Below are 16,468 nucleotides of genomic sequence, written 5' to 3' on the forward strand. Positions count from 1 at the left end.
TTCAAACGACCGCCACGCGCTCTTTTGGACACGAGGGACCTTCGGACCCTCGCTGCTTGGAAGAACTTGCTCTTCCATAGGATCGTGTGGCTCTCGCAGTCGCTCGAGTCGGGCTCGTCCCCAGCAACGCTTTGCCCCACGGGAGCCTACAACGACGTAATGAGAGAGTTCGTCTTCGCTCTCGAGTACGAGCCCGGCCACAACGGGGTGGCGGATACGCTCGCCGACCACCCCGACGCCCGGATCCGTTCGCTGTCGCTGCACGCCACCGACGAACGGCTCTGGCGGGTCGACCACGCCACCGGCACGCGGGCGGCCCTCGCGGACATCGAGGCGGCCTTCCGCGACAGCGATTACTACGCGGACTGTCTCGCGACCGAGGACTGTGGCGCGACCCAGACCACGCAGGTCCTCGACCGCACCGACGACACGCTCGTCCTCTACTCCGACTGGGAGCGCACCCCAACCTGTGCATCCGTCCCGCACATCGCCCGCGATCACCTCGGCGAGGGCATCCTGTTCGAGACGCGCCACGAGGGACGCCACTACACCTGGCGGATCGTCCACTCCGGCGAGGGTGACGTGGCAGCCTTTTTCGACGCACTCGAGGCGGCGGTCGGTGACTGCGCCCGGATGGAGATGCTCCGGGCGGCGACGGCGGAGACCGATGCACCGACGCGTGATGCGAACGGCGAAGCGAGCGGCCTCGCCCCCGAACAGGAGGCCGCGCTCCGGGCCGCGGTCGAACACGGCTACTACGAGTCGCCCCGGGCGGTCGACGTCGGCGACCTCGCCGACCACCTCGACGTACCCCGATCGACGCTCACCTACCGGCTCCGTCGGGCCGAGGAACGGTTGGCCAAGGGATACGTTTCGGACGAGCGATTCGCCGACGGCCCATCGACGCGGCTCTAGCGTTCGTGGACTTTGGAATATTCCAACCAAGGCTTATCGAACTGACGCCCCTACCACGACGTAATGAGTACTGAATCGGACGCGACGCGGGAAACGGACGGGGGCGGGCAGCGACGGGAGCTGACCGCCCGACTCGCCGTCCCCGAGATGGACTGCCCGTCCTGTGCGGGGAAGGTCGACAAGAGCCTCGAGCGCGTCGAGGGAGTGGCCGACGTCGATCTCAATCCGACCACCGGGACGGCCACGGTCACGTACGACCGCGATCGAACCAGCGAGGCCGATGTGGTCGCGGCGATCGAAGGCGCCGGCTACGAGGTCACCGGAGGAACGGCCGACGACGGGGCGACGGACTCGGACTCGAGCGGCGACGGCGTCGACGTCGCACCGCCCTCGGAGGTCTGGACGAGTCCGCGCGCGAAGAAGACGTGGCTCGGTGCGGTGTTCGTCACGCTCGGACTGGGCTTCGAGTTCCTCCTGACGGGCGGCAACGTCGCGGTGGCGAGCGTCCTCGAGTATCCCCTCCACGTCGCGGATCTGCTCTTTCTCGGGGCGGTCGCGGTCAGCGGCGTCCCCGTCGTCCGCAGCGGCTACTACTCCGCGAAGAACCGGAGCCTCGACATCGACCTCCTGATGGGGACGGCGATCATCGCCGCGACCGGCATCGGCTACTTCGTCGAAGCCGCGACGCTGGCCGTCCTCTTCAGCATCGCCGAACTGCTCGAGGACTACGCGATGGACCGGGCGCGGGACTCCCTGCGAGAACTGATGGAGCTGTCGCCGGACGAGGCCACAGTCATGCGCGACGGCGAGGAGGTGACCGTCGACGCGGACGACGTGGCGGTCGGCGAGACCGTCGTCGTCCGGCCCGGGGACAAGATCCCGCTCGACGGGACGGTCCGTGAGGGCGAGAGCGCGGTCGACGAGTCGCCGATCACCGGCGAGAGCGTCCCCGTGGACAAATCGACCGGCGACGAGGTGTACGCCGGAACCATCACCGAGGACGGCTACCTCGAGGTCGAGGTCACTTCGACGGCGGGCGATTCGACGCTCTCACGGATCATCGAGATGGTCCAGGGGGCACAGGCCGACAAGACGGAAACCGAGCAGTTCGTCGACCGGTTCGCGGGCTACTACACGCCCGTCGTGGTCGTCCTGGCGATCCTGACCGCCGCCGTGCCGCCGCTTCTCATCGGCGACACCGTCACCGCGGGGGTCGCCGGCTACGAGATCGCGTTCGCCGGCGACTGGGGGACGTGGTTCGTCCGCGGGCTCACGCTGCTGGTGATCGCTTGTCCCTGTGCGTTCGTCATCTCGACGCCCGTCTCGGTGGTCTCGGGGGTTACCAGCGCCGCGAGAAACGGCGTCCTGATCAAGGGCGGCACGTATCTCGAGGCGATGGGCGAGGTCGACGCCGTCGCCGTCGACAAGACCGGCACGCTCACGAAAGGCGAACTCGCCGTCACCGACGTCGTGCCCTGCGCGGCACCCAGCGCCGCGAACGAGGCGAGCGGTGAAACCGCGAGCCAGGCCGGCGGGACAGACGAGGCGACGCTGCTTCGCTACGCGGCCGGGCTGGAGCGACGCAGCGAGCATCCCATCGCCGCGGCGATTCTCGCCCGGGCCGACGAGGCGGACGTGGGCGACCTCCCCGAGCCGACGGGGTTCGAGAGCCTCACCGGCAGGGGGATCCGCGGGGAGATCGAGGGCGAGACGTACTACGCGGGCAAGCCCGCGCTGTTCGAGGAACTGGGCTTCGATCTCTCACGGACCCGCGCGGACGACTCCTCGTCGGATCCGCGGACTGACGGCGGGGCCGCGCCCGAGAGTGCGCTCGCGGCCGACGAGGGGACCTTCGCCGAGGAGACCCTCGCAGCGCTCGAGCGGGAGGGCAAGACGGTCGTCCTCGTCGGGACGGAGACCGACCTGCTCGGCGCGGTCGCGATCGCCGACGAGGTCCGGCCCGCTTCCAAGCGGGCGGTCGAACGGCTCCACGATCTCGGCGTCGAGCGCGTCGTCATGCTGACCGGGGACAACGAGGGCACGGCGCGGGCGATCGCCGAGCAAGTCGGCGTCGACGAGTACCGCGCCGAACTCTTACCCGACGAGAAGGTCGACGCCGTGGCGGCCCTCCAGGAGCAGTACGGCGACGTGGCGATGGTCGGCGACGGCATCAACGACGCGCCCGCGCTGGCGACCGCTGAGGTCGGCATCGCGATGGGCGCGGCCGGCACCGACACCGCCCTCGAGACGGCGGATATCGCGCTGATGGGCGACGACATCGGGAGGCTACCGTACCTGTACGACCTCTCGCACACGGCAAACGGCGTCATTCGACAGAACGTCTGGGCGAGCCTCGCCGTGAAGGCCCTACTCGCCGTCGGCGTGCCGCTGGGGCTGGTCAGCGTCGCGGTGGCGGTCGTCGTCGGCGACATGGGGATGAGCCTCGGCGTCACCGGCAACGCGATGCGGCTCGCGAACGTCGAGCCCGACGCACTCACGACCTCCGAGGGCGGCCCCGACGCTCCATAACGCCGCGTCGGCCATCCGGGCACAAGCGTACTGGTGCGACCTCGGTGGCGACCGGATCGACCGCTCGTATCGATGCTGTAGATAGTCTGCTACGATCGAATGATTGGTATCCGTGCCGACCTTTATTCGCGGCACCAGATACGGCGGTAAAGTCGAATATAGCTCCTCGTAGGCCTGAAAGCCATCTTTTGCATCGTTCGGGGCGAGGCCTAAACCCGGCCGGTCATTACATCCACTCGATGACAGAATCACCATCCAACGGCAGCGACACGGTCGACGATAATCGCCGAACGACGAGCCACGAGCGGTCGACCGCCGGGATCGAGAACCGACTCGAGACCGAGGGCGATCCCGGCTTCGCCGGCGACCCCGAGTACGAGGTCGTGACGACCCCAGTACTCGTCATCGGGGCCGGAGCGGCGGGTGCCCGCGTCGCGATCGAACTCGCCGAGTCGGGGATCGACCCGCTCGTGATCGGCAAGCGCGATCACGGCGACGCTCACACGACGTGGGCGGCCGGCGGCGTCAACGCGGCGCTGGGCTCGCTCGATCCCGAGGACGACTGGACGATCCACGCGGCGGACACGTTCAACGAGGGCCATCACCTGAACGATCCCGACGCGGTCGAACTGACGGCGCGGGAGATGCCCGACCGCATCCGCGAACTCGAGGCGTGGGGGATGCCGTTCGACCGGACCGAGGACGGCGACGTCAACCAGCGCTACTTCGGCGCGCAGTCCTACCGGCGGACCTGCTTCGTCGGCGACCGGACCGGCGAGGCCATGCTCGGGACGCTGGTCGACCGCGCTCGCGACCTCGAGGTGCCCTACCGCGAGAACGTGATGATCACGCGCTTGCTCTCGGACGGCCGCCGCGTCGACGGGGCCGTCGGCTTCGATATGGAGACCGGCGAGGGGCTGCTCTTCCGGACGAACCACGTCGTCCTCGCGGCCGGCGGGTTCTCGGCGCTCTATCACCGCCACTCCTCGCGCGACGACGAGAACAACGGCGACGGACAGGCGCTGGCGCTCGAGGCCGGCGCGCGACTCGTCGACCTCGAGTTCGTCCAGTTCCACCCGACCGGGATGGTCGGCGAACGCTACGGCGAGGAGTGGGACGGCCGGCTGGTCACCGAAGCGGTCCGCGGCGAAGGCGGGCGGCTCTACAATTCGGAGGGCGAGCGGTTCATGGAACGCTACTCCCCCGACCAGATGGAACTCGACGCCCGCGACGTCGTCGCGCGGGCCATCGCTCAGGAGGTGCGGGAGGGACGTGGCACCGAGGACGGCGGCGTGTACCTCGACATCTCCCACCGGGACGATCAGTACGTCCGCAACCGGCTGCCGTCGATGGTCGAGCGCTTCGAGTCGCTGGGCGTCGACATCACCGAGGAACCGATGGTGGTCGGGCCGACGGCCCACTACACGATGGGCGGGGTCGATATCGACTTCCGAACGGGCGAGACCGGCGTGGGCGGCCTCTATGCCGTCGGCGAGACGGTCGCCGGCGTCCATGGCGCGAACCGACTCGGCGGCAACTCGCTGGCCGAGACCGTCGCGATCGGCAAACTCGTCGGTGACCACGTCGCGGCCGCGGTGACCGACGGTGACGACGACCCGGCCCTCACGGACGGCCAGCGAGCGCTCGCCGAACGGGAGTTCGAGGCGCTGCGGGAACTGGCCGCCTCGGACGGCACCGTGACGCCGACGGCGCTGCTCGAGGACCTCGGCGACCTGCTGTGGGACCACGCCGGCATCCTCCGCGACGACGCGGGGCTCCGGGAGGGACTCGCGAAACTGGACGCCCTTCGGGAACGCACCGCCGATCTCCGCGTCGCGGGCGACCGGACCTCGAAGTCGTTCGAGTACGCCGTGGACCTCTCGATGAGCCTCACCGTCGCCGAGGCGATGCTCCGGGCCGCCCGCGAGCGCACCGAATCCCGGGGCGCACACTACCGGACTGATTACCCCGAGACGGCCGATGACTGGCGGGTAAACCTCGTGGTCACGGCCGACCCGGCGGGGCTCTCGTTCAGTCGGCGCGGCGTCGGTGACCCTAGCCCGGCCGTCCGGGCGGCCCTCGAGGCCGACCACGAACTCGACTATCACCACCTCGAGTGAGCCCTCGCGGGATCCACCGAGACGCCTATCGGTCTCCGGTCCCCTACACCCGTCTCATACCTGTCCATGAACGACGAGGCACACGACGTTCTCCGTGCGGATCCCGTGATGGCCGGGCTGCTCGACCGACACGATCCCTACGTCGAACCCGACTGGAGCGAGTACGAGCGGCTCTGTATCTCGATCATCAACCAGCAGCTCTCGACCGCGAGCGCCGCGGCCGTCCGGGAGCGAGTCTTCGAGGTCCTCGATGGGGAAGTGACGCCGGAATCGGTACTGGCCGCCGACGAGGCAGCGCTTCGCGACGCCGGCCTCTCCCGGCGCAAGGTCGAGTACGTGCGAAACGCCGCCCGCGCCTTCCGTGAGGAGGACTACACGCGGGCGGGGCTAGCCTCGTATTCGAACGCCGAGGTCGTCGACCTGCTGACCGAGATCAAAGGCATCGGCGAGTGGACCGCGCGGATGTATCTGCTGTTCGTCCTCGAGCGCCCCGACGTCCTCCCGCTGGGCGACCTCGCCGTTCGCCGCGGCATCGAGCAGCTGTACGCCGACGGCGAGGAGCTGACCCGCACGGAGATGCGCGAGATCGCCAAGCCGTGGAAGCCGTACCGCAGCGTCGCGACGCGGTACATTTGGGCCGAGTACGAGGGTGACTGAGCCGCCGACGGCGGGCCGGCGGCGTTCGGTCCACCCACCGGATCCGTGTCGCCGGTAACAACGTGTTGGACGACGCTCGAGTGATGAAACGGACCGAAACGATCGCGAATCCGACCGGCAAGATGTGATTACGACCCGGCTCCTGCCGGCCGATAACGGGGGGTGAAGAAACGAGACACTGTACCGACGGGACGGCCACGTCGACTGAAGTACGGCGGTGTCCCGGACCTATGGGAGATGTCGAACGACACACCGCCGACCGATACGGACGCACCCAACGAGCGCCGGATGACCCGAGATCCCGACCGGATCAGGAAGTGGGCCGAGGCCCGCGACGCCGTCCCGGTTCGGATCCGGGACAGCGACGATCACGGCCACTCGTTCGCCCGCCGCGACGAACTGGGCGAGGGCCACGAGGAGTACTCCTGGGAGGAGTTCGAGCGACGGTTCGACGACGAGGACTACGTCTTCGTCTACCACGAGGACGAGCCGACCGGCGAGGGGCTGGGCTTTTTCGAGATCGTCGAGCGCGAGCGGGCCTTCGAGCGGGCGGATCTCGGCCGCGACGAACTCGAGGACTCGCTGCGACGCGGCGAGACGGTGACGACCGAGATCGTCGAGACGCAGGTCGTCGAGACCGAGGTCGTCGAGCGGGACACGATCGAGAGCGAGGTGGTCGATACGGAGTTGGTCGAACGCGAGATCGTCGACTCCGAACGCCGCGCCCGCGAGGTCGTCGACACCGAGTTCGTCGGTGACGACACCATCGAGGTAACCGTCGACGAAACCCGCCTCGATACGGTCGAGGAGATCGAACGATACATCGTCGAGAGTCGGGTCGTCGACGTCGACATCGAACGGGACCAGGAGATGGAACGCGACGAGATCGAGACGGACGTCGAACTCGAGAGCGTCCAGCGATCGATCCTCGAGAGCGACGTCGTCCGCTCGAGCGTGGCCCCCGACGAAGTCCTCGAGCGGGAAGTCATCCGGAGCCAGCGTACCGAGGGCGACGCCGTCCGGAGCGAACTCATCGAGCGCCGTACCGTCGAGGAGCAACTCGACGAGCGACTGGAGCTGCGATACGTTCTCGAGGAGTCGGAACTGGTCGAGTCCGACGTCGTCAGCAGCGAGTTGCTCGAGGGCGAGATCATCGACGTCGAGGAGTACGGGTCGATGGCGGCCGGCGAGACCGCCGGTGTCGCAGGTGACGAGACGATGGCGGACGCCGACGTGACCGGTATCGAAGGCGAGAACGCGGCGGCCGGCGAGACGGCAGCGCCGACGGTCGAACTCTCGAGGGACGACCAGGGGAAAGACGTCGTCGACGAGTCGGGCCAGCAGATCGGGATGGTCGCCGAAGTCGAGGGCCAGACCGCCTACGTCGACCCGGAGCCGGGGCTCACCGATCGGCTCAAGGCCCGCATGAACTGGGGCGGTCACGGCGGCGACGACTACCCGGTCGAGGCCGCACAGATCTCGGCGATCACGGACGACGAGGTCGTCATCCGCAGCGAGTAAGAGACCGGCCGCGGCGGGGGACCGCGACCGGGCGATGATCGGTCCCAGCGAACGCGATGGTTTGTCGGCGGTTCGTCAGCGACGGCGCGAGCGCTCGATCACTCGAGGTCGAAGCGGTCGTTGGTCATGACCGTGTGCCAGGCATCGACGAAGTCCTCGACGAACGTTTCCTCCTCGCTCGCGTAGACGTCCGCGATGGCCCGCAGCCGGGAGTTCGAACCGAAGATGAGATCCACGCGCGAGCCGGTCCACTCGACGTCGCCCGTCTCGCGGTCGCGCAGTTCGTAGATCTCCTCGCCCTCCGAGGCCTGCTCCCACTCGTAGCCCATGTCGAGCAGGGTCTGGAAGAAGTCGTTGGTCAGCGTTTCCGGCTCGTCGGTGAAGACGCCGAGGTCGGAGTCCTGGTAGTTGGCGTCCAGCGCGCGCATGCCGCCGACCAGTACGGTCATCTCCGAGGCCGTTAGGTCAAGCAGGTCGGCGTGGTCGACCAGCAGGTCCTCGGCCGGCCCGTCGTACTCGCCGCCGAAGTAGTTACGGAACCCGTCGATTTCCGGTTTGAGCGCCTCGACCGATTCCTCGTCGGTCTGGTCCTGCGTGGCGTCGGTCCGACCGGGTTCGAACGGGATCTCCACGTCGTAGCCGGCGTCAGCCGCGGCCTGCTCGACGGCTGCGTTGCCACCCAGCACGATGAGGTCGGCCAGCGAGACGCGTACGTCGTCGTCTCGAGCAGCGTTGAATTCCTCCTGAATCCCCTCGTAGGTCTCGAGGACGGTCTCGAGTTGGGCCGGCTCGTTGACTTCCCAGCTGCGCTGGGGTTCGAGGCGGATGCGAGCGCCGTTCGCACCGCCGCGTTTGTCGCTGTCGCGGTAGGTCGACGCGGCCGCCCAGGCGGTCGTAACCAGTTCGGAGACGGACAGCTCCGACTCGAGGATCTCCGCTTTGAGCTGGTCGATCTCCTCGTCGCCGATCAGTTCGTAGTCGGCATCGGGGACGGGGTCTTGCCAGACGAACGTTTCCTCGGGGACATCGGGACCGAGGAACCGCTCCGGCGGGCCCATGTCGCGGTGGATCAGCTTGTACCATGCCCGCGCGAAGGCGTCCAGGAACTCCGGGGGGTTGTCGCGGAAGTTCTCGATGATCTCCCGGAACTCCGGATCCCGCTTGAGGGCGACGTCGGTCGTCATCATCATGGGGGCGTGCTTCTCCGAGGGATCGTGGGCGTCCGGGACGGTGTCGTAGGCCTCCTCCTCGACGGGCTGCCACTGGTTCGCGCCCAGGGGGCTCTCGGTGAGTTCCCACTCGTAGTCGAGCAGGTTGTCGAGGTAGGAAGTGTCCCACATCGTCGGCCACTGGTTCCATGCGCCCTCGATGCCGCTCGTGGTCGTCTCCGAACCCTTGCCGGAGTCGGGCCAGCCGAGGCCCTGCTCCTCGATCGGGGCCGCCTCGGGCGCGGGACCCATGTCGTCGTTCTCGGCGCCGTGGGACTTGCCGAACGTGTGTCCGCCGGCGATGAGGGCGGCCGTCTCCTCGTCGTCCATCGCCATGCGACCGAACGCCTGGCGGATCCGCTTTGCCGACTCGAGCGGCTCGGGGTTGCCGTCCGGCCCCTCAGGGTCGACGTAAATGAGCCCCATCACGGTCGCGCCCAGCGGCTCCTCGAGTTCGTCGTCCTCGTCGAAGCGCTGGTCCTGCGGGGCCTCCCACTCTGTTTCCGGCCCCCAGTAGACGGCCTCGTCGGGCTCGAACACGTCCTCGCGGCCGCCGGCCCAGCCGAGCGTCTGCATCCCCATCGACTCGAGGGCGGTATTCCCGGCGAGGACGATCAGATCGGCCCACGAGAGCTTCCGGCCGTACTTCTGCTTGATCGGCTCGAGCAGTCGGCGTGCCTTGTCGAGGTTGCCGTTGTCGGGCCAGCTGTTGAGCGGCGCGAAACGCTGGGTCCCGCCAGAGGCACCGCCGCGGCCGTCGGTAGTGCGGTACGTCCCGGCGCTGTGCCAGGCCATCCGGATGAATAGCGGCCCGTAGTGGCCGTAGTCAGCCGGCCACCAGTCCTGTGAGGACGTCATCAGGTCCTTGAGGTCGGCTTTGACCTCTTCGAGGTCGAGTTTCTGGAACTCCTCGGCGTAATCGAAGTCGTCGTCGTACGGACCGACGGCTTCGGCGTTCTGGTCGAGAACGTCCAGGTTCAACCGATTCGGCCACCACTCGTGGTTCCGGTTCCGTTTGTTGTCGCTCATGTATTCGTACGGTTTGGAAAACGGATTGGGGAATAATATATGTACCGAATACAAGTTCCACTTTTGCTTCCACGGCAGATAGTTTCCGATATAGCAAAACAATATCGCATATCGTGTTGAACCGTGTGGGAACGGGACGTGTGTCCGGCCGGCGGAGCCGTACCACGTCTTGTCGACCGCTACTCAGTACGGGTCGTCCGTCGCGGAGAAAGACGATCGCCGTCTCGAGACCGATCCCGATCGGGGACGGACGACGGTGACGAGGATATACATCGATGATCGAAACCTGTGACGGGCAGCTACCGCAGTGGGCCGCCCGCGGGCGACAGGACAGTTACTCCTCTTCTTCGGGCGTGTCTGGCACGTCGCCGTCGATCCGGCGGCTCACGTCGACCTGATAGTTCTCGAGGATGTCCCGGCCGAGGATGACGGGGTAGTCCATGTGGCTGCGGTCCTCGACGCTTGCCGTGACGGTGTGTTGGTTCCCGCCGACGCCGACGACGACGTCGACGACGGGGCGGCTCTTCGATTGCTTGCTGCTGCCCGAGCGGACGCGAGTGATGGACTTGATCGGGCCGGCACCGATGTCGGCGGCCAGCCCGGTGTCGATGCTCGTCCGTGTCGCGCCCGTGTCGGATTTTGCCAGTATCGTCTTCGAACCGCTCGTGCCCGAGAGAACGACCTCCTCGGTGTAGCCGATTACCGCCGGCTCCGTCGCCGACGCCACCGTGTCCGGCGGCTGGGCCGTCGGTCGGGAGTCGTCGAGGACGTTCGCGATGTCACGCACGCGATCGTCGTCGACCTCGCCGCCGGCGCGCTCGATCGCCAGCTTTGCGATGTAGGGGGCCGGGCTCACCTGCGTCGCCTCGTAGAGTCCCTTGAACCCCGCCGTCGGGTTGACCTCGAGGACGTACCAGCCGTCGTCGCCCTCGACGAGGTCGACGCCGGCGTAGTCGAGACCGACGACGCCGGCCGCCTGCCGTGCCATCTCGGCGGCCTCCTCGGGGAGGTCGTCGGTCGCGTCCTCGACGGAGCCCCCGAGCGCGACGTTCGTTCGCCAGTCGTTGTCCGGCGCGTAGCGATACATCGCGGCGACGACCTCGCCGCCGACGACGTACACCCGTAGGTCACGGTGACGGACGTCCTCCTGATCGACGAGTTCCTGCAGAAAGGCATAGCGGTTGCCGACCTTCGCGTTGATCGGGTCGTCGGGGCCGACCTTCCAGGTCCCCCCGCCGTGGGTTCCGATCGCGGTCTTGTACACGGCCTCTTCGCCGTACCGCTCCCGTGCGGCGTTCAGCCGGTCGCCGCTGAGCGCGAGCGTCACGTCCGGCGTCCGGATCTCGTTGGACGCCAGCGCGGTCGCCGTCGACAGCTTGTGGATCGCGGTCAACACCGTGTTCGGCTCGTTGAGCATCGGCACGAGCTGGGTAAAGGTGTTCGCGAGCCCCAGTTCCTCCGCTGGCTGTTCGGTGTTCGACAGCAGCATCCGGTTGGCGATCACGTCGACGTCAGGCTCGAGGACGGGAGTGCCATCCGTGACGCTGACGGACGTGTTTTCGGCGCGGAGCCACTCGGTGTCGTGGCCGAGGTCCTCGGCGGCGTTAAGAATCGCTTTGGTTTCCTTGCTCGTATGCAGACTCAGTACCCCGACAGTAACGGGATCGGAAACGGCCATACGGAACCGACACCGAGACGGCGGATAAGTATTGATAGTTCTCTAACTGACAGTCGTCTGTAGTGATCGGTCGCGTCGACGTCACCCGATGACCGATCGGACCTGCCCCGGATCGACCAGCCCGCTCAGCACCGCCAGCGCACCCCACGTGATGGCTCCCACTGCGATCGCGCCGAACAGCATCAGCAGGTTCGAGACCAGCGGCGTCACCAGCAACACGGCCACGCCCATCACGCCCGTTATCCCACAGATCATTCCGGTCGTCCGGGCAAGCCGCCGAACGTTCAGGCCGAGTTCGGTGTGGACGATATAGAGGTTCACCGCGACGTAGACCGAGTGGGTCGCCACCGTCGCGATCGCCGCACCGACGACCCCGATCGCTGGGATCAGGACGATGTTCAGTCCGAAGTTGGTGACCGCCGTGCCGCCCTTCGCAACGGCACGAGCGCGAGCGCGGCCGAGGTAATCCAGACTGTCACTGGTCAGGTTCGTGATCGCCTGCAACACGACGAAGCCGGCGAGTACCTGCAACACGGGGACCGCACCGGCGTAGCTCTCCCCGATCACCATCGTCAGGAACGGCTCGGCGACGATCGCCAGCCCGACCGCCGCCGGGATGTAGAGCAGCAGGACGTTCGTCAGCGAGGTCTCGTAGATCCGTTTGGCCTCCTCGAGCTGGTCGGCAGCCTTCTGCTCGCCGAAGTTCGGCGAGATCGTAAAGCCGAGCGACTCGGCGGGCGCGAGGACGAAGTCGGTGATCTGTTTGGCCAGCGTGTAGAACGCGACCGCGGCGGGGTTCAGAAAGATCCCGACCAGCACGATGTCGATCTGCTTGTCGATGACGTTCGCGCTCCGGGTCGCCGTCAGCGGGAGGCTGTACTCGAGCAACCGTTTCGAGAGCCCGTCCTCGTACTCCGCGTCGGCGTCGTGACGGGCGTAGAAGCCGTAGTAGAGGATGCCGATCCCGACGGCCCCGGCGATGGCATATCCGACGACGTAGCCGAAGAAGGCACCGAGCGCACCGAAGCCCGCAAGGACGAACCCGACGGCAAAGAGCAGCCGCCCCGCGCCGCTGATCGCTTGCACGATCGCGCTGTAGCCCAGATGATTAAAGCCCTGCAAGGCGACCTGGGAGAAGGTACTCGCGGAGAAGACCACGAGATAGACGACGCCGGCCGCGAGGAACGGGGCCGCCCCCGGCTCGCCGAGCGCGGTCGCGAGCCACTCGTGGTAGACCAACAGGACGTAGCCGACGACCGCGAGCAGGATTACTTTGACCGTGATCGTCGTCTCGAGGAGGTGGGGGACCTGCCCGGGGTCGGTCTCGCGGTACTCGGAGATGTACCGTGCGACCGACCGGGACAGCCCCAGATCCGCGAACAGCTGGACGATCGCCAACACCCCGATCGCCCAGTAGAGCGCGCCGTACCCGTCCGGGTCCAGCAGGTACCGCGCCAGTACGAACATCAACAGCGCGCTCGAGAGCATGTAGATCCCGCGCGCGACGAGCGTTGCCTTGAAGCCGTGGACGATGTGATCCTCCCTGTTCATAGTAGCCGACGGAGACACGCGGCGCTGCCGACCGACCCGGCAGCGACCCACTGACTGACGACTCGAGGGATCGCACAATTGTAATGGGGAGCCAACAGTCCGAAGGGATGGACAACAGCCACGGCGATGTCGGGGTCACGCGGCGGGGCCCGATCGGACCGAGAACGCCCGGTCGAGAGTGTGGGACCCGTAACCGACTGTAAACCGCGGAAAGGACCGCCTACGGGGGTCGAACTCGACCGGGCGAAGCGAAGAAAACGCCGTCGGTGAACGCCTCCCGGAACCTGCTCAGAGGTACGAGGAGTCCCAGCGGGTCGCCTTGCGGCGGTTGCCACACTCGTTACACTCGATGCGCCCCATCGCGTCCATGGCGTTGTCGATCGAATCGCAGTTTCCGCAGAACCAGGCGTAGTGGTCGTTGCGGTCGTCGTCGCTGTACGCCACGTAAAACGGTGCCTGCGATCCTCTGGCGGCCTCGCCGTAGCTCACGTAGACCGTCTCGCCGTCGACGGTCAGTTCGTCGACCGTCCCCCACTCGCCCTCGTCCTCGAGGTCGGCCTCGACGTAGACGTTCTCGGTGAACGTTTCCGAGCCGATCTCGACCTCGCGCTGGCCCGCCTGCTCGAAGCCGTGACTGCGGTAGAACTCGTTGCCGCCCTCGTTGTCCGCGAGGACGAAACACTGGATCCCGTCGGCCCCCTCCTCGAGGAGTCGCTCGCGGGTGCGAACCAGCAGGCGCACACCCGTCCCATCGCCGCGGTGGTCCGGGTGGACGTGGAGCCAGAGCAGTCGGCCGGTGTTGGCCCGCTGGCCGACCAGTTCGCTCTGGGAAAAGCCCGCGAGTTCACCGTCGCGTTCGACGAGCAAGAACAGCGTCCGGTCGTCCGCGAGTTCGTCCGCGAGCGGGTCACCGTACCACTGTTCGACGGCCTCGTCGATGGTCTCGGTCTCGAGGAAGTCAGTGTACGTCGAACCCAGCGAGTCGCGGGCGATCGTCCGAATCGCTTCGGCGTCCGAATCGGTTGCCTCTCGGATCTTCATGAGCATCCATACTACTGCCAGATACAAAACGTATGCCCACGCTCCCAGTCGCTGGTAGACGTTGTTCGAGGGAAACGGCTTTTCTCCGGGAAAACTGGCACTGGGCAGTCACGGTCGATCGAGCGTCGAGGCTCGAGGCGGTCCGAGGGGGAACATTCACGTCGCTGCTCCCGGAGAACGTGATATGAGCGACGACGCGACGAGCGACCCTCCCGACGAGGCGGCCACCGAGGCGTTTACCTACAACGGCGGCCGCGTCGATCCGGGCGAATCGGCGAACATTCGATACGGCATCAGCGAGACGTATCTCGGCGATCCCGTCAGGATTCCCGTGACGGTGGTCAACGGCGAGCATCCGGGGCCCACGGTGTTTCTCTCGGCGGCGGCCCACGGCGACGAACTCAACGGGATCGAGGTCGTCCGGGAGGTGGCCCACGACTGGGACCACTCGATACTGCACGGGACGCTCGTCTGTCTGCCCGTGATGAACGTCCCCGGCTTCCTCGCACAGGAGCGGTATCTCCCGATCTACGATCGGGACCTGAACCGGTCGTTCCCCGGCCGCGAGGGCTCGACCAGCGCCCGACGGATGGCCAACCAAATCTTCACGAACTTCATCGAGCCCTGCGATCTCGGGCTGGACTTCCATACGTCGACGCGGGGCCGGACGAACATGCTTCACGTCCGTGCGAACACGGAGCGATCGACCGTCGCCAGACTCGCCAAGGCGTTCAGTTCCAACGTCATCATCGCCGGCGAGGGGCCGTCGGGAACGCTCCGACGCGAGGCAACCGAAGCCGGGATTCCGACGATCACGGTCGAGATGGGCGAGGCCCACCGGTTCCAGCGACGGCTGATCGACCGCGCACTCACCGGCGTCGCGAGCGTCCTCGCCGAGTTCGGACTTCACCGGGAGTCGTCGGTCCACTGGCCCGGCTGGCGGACCGTCATCGACGACGACGACGAGAAGACCTGGCTACGGGCCGACGCCGGCGGCATCGTCGATATGAAACGTGGCCGCGGCCAGCTCGTCGAGGAGGGCGAAGTCATCTGTACCATCACCAACCCGTTCAAGGAAGACGAGGACATCGTCACCGTCGAGGCCCCCTTTACCGGCCTCATCGTCGGCGTCCTCGAGAACCCCGTCGTCTACCCGGGGAACCCGCTGTGTCATCTCGTCGGGCTCTCGCCGGATACCCTCACCGCGCTCGAGCGCGAGCGGACGACCGAGCGGTCACGGTCGGACCTCCGTCAGGGAGACGACTGAGCGAACATCTGACATCTGCCGGGAGTTCCCCGAACTCCTTCGGAACATGTCAACGGAACTCGTTCGTTTCTGGCCGTGTTCTCTCGGACCGAACGGATGAACAGGAGCGATAAAAGTAACTTCTATACCGCCGCGGTCAAACGGTCCACATGAGCGCATGAGTCAGTCTTACAATCGCGGCCTCATCGAGGACTTCGGGCGGTGGAAGGAGTTCTCGGCCGGCATGTGGGCGTGGATCTTCCACAAGTTCACCGGGTGGATGCTGATCGGCTACCTGTTCACCCACATCGCCGTGCTGAGTACGTCTATCAGCGCCGCAGGAGAAAGTACGGACGTGATCGAAGCACAAAACGACATCTACAGTACGACGCTGCAGGGGCTCGAGGGGCTGTTCCTCATCCGCCTGCTCGAGATCGGCCTGCTCGCGGTGGCCGTCTTCCACATCCTGAACGGCCTTCGCCTGCTGATGGTCGATCTCGGGATCGGCCTCGAGTCGCAGGACAAGAGCTTCTACGCCTCGCTGGTGCTGACCGGGGCGATCACCGTCGCCAGCGTCCCGACCTTCCTGACGGGGGTGGGGATCTGATGGCGGAACGATACTCCTCTTTCACGCCCGGCGGCACCGGCTGGTTCCTCCAGCGCATCACCGCCGCGTTCCTCGTGGTCGTTCTCGCGTTCCACTTCTTCCTTCTGCACTTCGTCAACCACGCGTACGAGGTAACCTTCATGCAGACGCAGGTCCGAATGGAGAACATCGGGTACTTCCTCACGATGGTCCTGTTCCTGGTGACCGCCGCCTTCCACGGCGTCAACGGCGTCTACAACGCCCTGGTCAATCAGGGACTCGAGGGGGCCCAGAAGAAGGTCGTGCTGGCGGTGCTGACGATCGCCGGCGTCGGCCTCGTCGCGCAGGGAATCTACGTCGCACTCGCGATGCGGGGAATGATCTAAC

12 protein-coding genes are annotated in these 16,468 nt (G+C 66.7%); 8 read left to right on the top strand and 4 right to left on the bottom strand.

What is annotated here, in order from left to right:
* Positions 1-159 precede the first annotated feature (159 nt).
* The 5 genes from ACERIM_RS01125 (at position 160) to ACERIM_RS01145 (ending at position 7,742) form a co-directional block, all read left to right on the top strand.
* Positions 160-915 carry a helix-turn-helix domain-containing protein gene (locus ACERIM_RS01125; RefSeq protein WP_373630798.1) on the top strand — a complete coding sequence of 252 codons (756 nt, stop codon included), beginning with the start codon at positions 160-162 and terminating at the stop codon, positions 913-915.
* 63 nt (positions 916-978) lie between these two features.
* The gene (locus tag ACERIM_RS01130; RefSeq protein ID WP_373630800.1) at positions 979-3,444 is read left to right on the top strand and encodes a heavy metal translocating P-type ATPase; all 2,466 of its coding nucleotides are present in this window, start codon (positions 979-981) and stop codon (positions 3,442-3,444) included.
* A 239-nt stretch (positions 3,445-3,683) separates the two neighbouring features.
* Entirely contained in the window at positions 3,684-5,564 is a 1,881-nt protein-coding gene (locus tag ACERIM_RS01135; protein WP_373630802.1) for an L-aspartate oxidase, read from the top strand.
* Between the two features lie 66 nt (positions 5,565-5,630).
* The gene (locus ACERIM_RS01140; protein WP_373630803.1) at positions 5,631-6,221 is read left to right on the top strand and encodes a DNA-3-methyladenine glycosylase; all 591 of its coding nucleotides are present in this window, start codon (positions 5,631-5,633) and stop codon (positions 6,219-6,221) included.
* Positions 6,222-6,458: 237 nt separating this feature from the next.
* On the top strand, positions 6,459-7,742 hold the full coding sequence (locus ACERIM_RS01145; protein WP_373630804.1) for a hypothetical protein: 1,284 nt from the start codon (positions 6,459-6,461) through the stop codon (positions 7,740-7,742).
* A 98-nt stretch (positions 7,743-7,840) separates the two neighbouring features.
* On the opposite strand, the gene katG is transcribed toward ACERIM_RS01145, so the two are convergent.
* The 4 genes from katG to ACERIM_RS01165 all read right to left on the bottom strand — a co-directional run bounded on the left by katG (position 7,841) and on the right by ACERIM_RS01165 (position 14,249).
* Positions 7,841-9,979 carry a catalase/peroxidase HPI gene (gene katG / locus ACERIM_RS01150; RefSeq protein WP_049964481.1) on the bottom strand — a complete coding sequence of 713 codons (2,139 nt, stop codon included), beginning with the start codon at positions 9,977-9,979 and terminating at the stop codon, positions 7,841-7,843.
* A 334-nt stretch (positions 9,980-10,313) separates the two neighbouring features.
* The gene (locus ACERIM_RS01155; protein ID WP_006648992.1) at positions 10,314-11,657 is read right to left on the bottom strand and encodes a RimK family alpha-L-glutamate ligase; all 1,344 of its coding nucleotides are present in this window, start codon (positions 11,655-11,657) and stop codon (positions 10,314-10,316) included.
* A gap of 81 nt (positions 11,658-11,738) precedes the next feature.
* Positions 11,739-13,208 (bottom strand): flippase, encoded by a 1,470-nt coding sequence (locus ACERIM_RS01160; RefSeq protein WP_373630806.1) that lies wholly within the window; start codon positions 13,206-13,208, stop codon positions 11,739-11,741.
* 288 nt (positions 13,209-13,496) lie between these two features.
* Positions 13,497-14,249, bottom strand: a complete 753-nt coding sequence (locus tag ACERIM_RS01165) for a GNAT family N-acetyltransferase (RefSeq protein WP_006648994.1) — start codon at positions 14,247-14,249, stop codon at positions 13,497-13,499.
* A gap of 184 nt (positions 14,250-14,433) precedes the next feature.
* Between ACERIM_RS01165 and ACERIM_RS01170 the strand changes: the two genes are divergently transcribed.
* The 3 genes from ACERIM_RS01170 to ACERIM_RS01180 all read left to right on the top strand — a co-directional run bounded on the left by ACERIM_RS01170 (position 14,434) and on the right by ACERIM_RS01180 (position 16,467).
* Entirely contained in the window at positions 14,434-15,516 is a 1,083-nt protein-coding gene (locus ACERIM_RS01170; protein WP_006648995.1) for a succinylglutamate desuccinylase/aspartoacylase family protein, read from the top strand.
* 157 nt (positions 15,517-15,673) lie between these two features.
* Entirely contained in the window at positions 15,674-16,102 is a 429-nt protein-coding gene (sdhC, locus tag ACERIM_RS01175; protein WP_006648996.1) for a succinate dehydrogenase, cytochrome b556 subunit, read from the top strand.
* Entirely contained in the window at positions 16,102-16,467 is a 366-nt protein-coding gene (locus ACERIM_RS01180; RefSeq protein ID WP_373630809.1) for a succinate dehydrogenase hydrophobic membrane anchor subunit, read from the top strand. The genes sdhC and ACERIM_RS01180 overlap by 1 nt, the downstream gene beginning before the upstream one ends.
* Position 16,468 lies beyond the last annotated feature (1 nt).

This window comes from Natrinema sp. H-ect1 (assembly GCF_041821105.1).
In the GTDB taxonomy this organism is placed as follows: domain Archaea; phylum Halobacteriota; class Halobacteria; order Halobacteriales; family Natrialbaceae; genus Natrinema; species Natrinema thermotolerans.

Excerpts from the sequence above, each read along its gene's own strand:
- ACERIM_RS01125 (WP_373630798.1), top strand. The coding sequence starts at position 160 with ATGAGAGAGTTCGTCTTCGCTCTCGAGTACGAGCCCGGCCACAACGGG.
- ACERIM_RS01130 (WP_373630800.1), top strand. The coding sequence starts at position 979 with ATGAGTACTGAATCGGACGCGACGCGGGAAACGGACGGGGGCGGGCAG.
- ACERIM_RS01135 (WP_373630802.1), top strand. The coding sequence starts at position 3,684 with ATGACAGAATCACCATCCAACGGCAGCGACACGGTCGACGATAATCGC.
- ACERIM_RS01140 (WP_373630803.1), top strand. The coding sequence starts at position 5,631 with ATGAACGACGAGGCACACGACGTTCTCCGTGCGGATCCCGTGATGGCC.
- ACERIM_RS01145 (WP_373630804.1), top strand. The coding sequence starts at position 6,459 with ATGTCGAACGACACACCGCCGACCGATACGGACGCACCCAACGAGCGC.
- katG (WP_049964481.1), bottom strand. The coding sequence starts at position 9,979 with ATGAGCGACAACAAACGGAACCGGAACCACGAGTGGTGGCCGAATCGG.
- ACERIM_RS01155 (WP_006648992.1), bottom strand. The coding sequence starts at position 11,657 with ATGGCCGTTTCCGATCCCGTTACTGTCGGGGTACTGAGTCTGCATACG.
- ACERIM_RS01160 (WP_373630806.1), bottom strand. The coding sequence starts at position 13,208 with ATGAACAGGGAGGATCACATCGTCCACGGCTTCAAGGCAACGCTCGTC.
- ACERIM_RS01165 (WP_006648994.1), bottom strand. The coding sequence starts at position 14,249 with ATGAAGATCCGAGAGGCAACCGATTCGGACGCCGAAGCGATTCGGACG.
- ACERIM_RS01170 (WP_006648995.1), top strand. The coding sequence starts at position 14,434 with ATGAGCGACGACGCGACGAGCGACCCTCCCGACGAGGCGGCCACCGAG.
- sdhC (WP_006648996.1), top strand. The coding sequence starts at position 15,674 with ATGAGTCAGTCTTACAATCGCGGCCTCATCGAGGACTTCGGGCGGTGG.
- ACERIM_RS01180 (WP_373630809.1), top strand. The coding sequence starts at position 16,102 with ATGGCGGAACGATACTCCTCTTTCACGCCCGGCGGCACCGGCTGGTTC.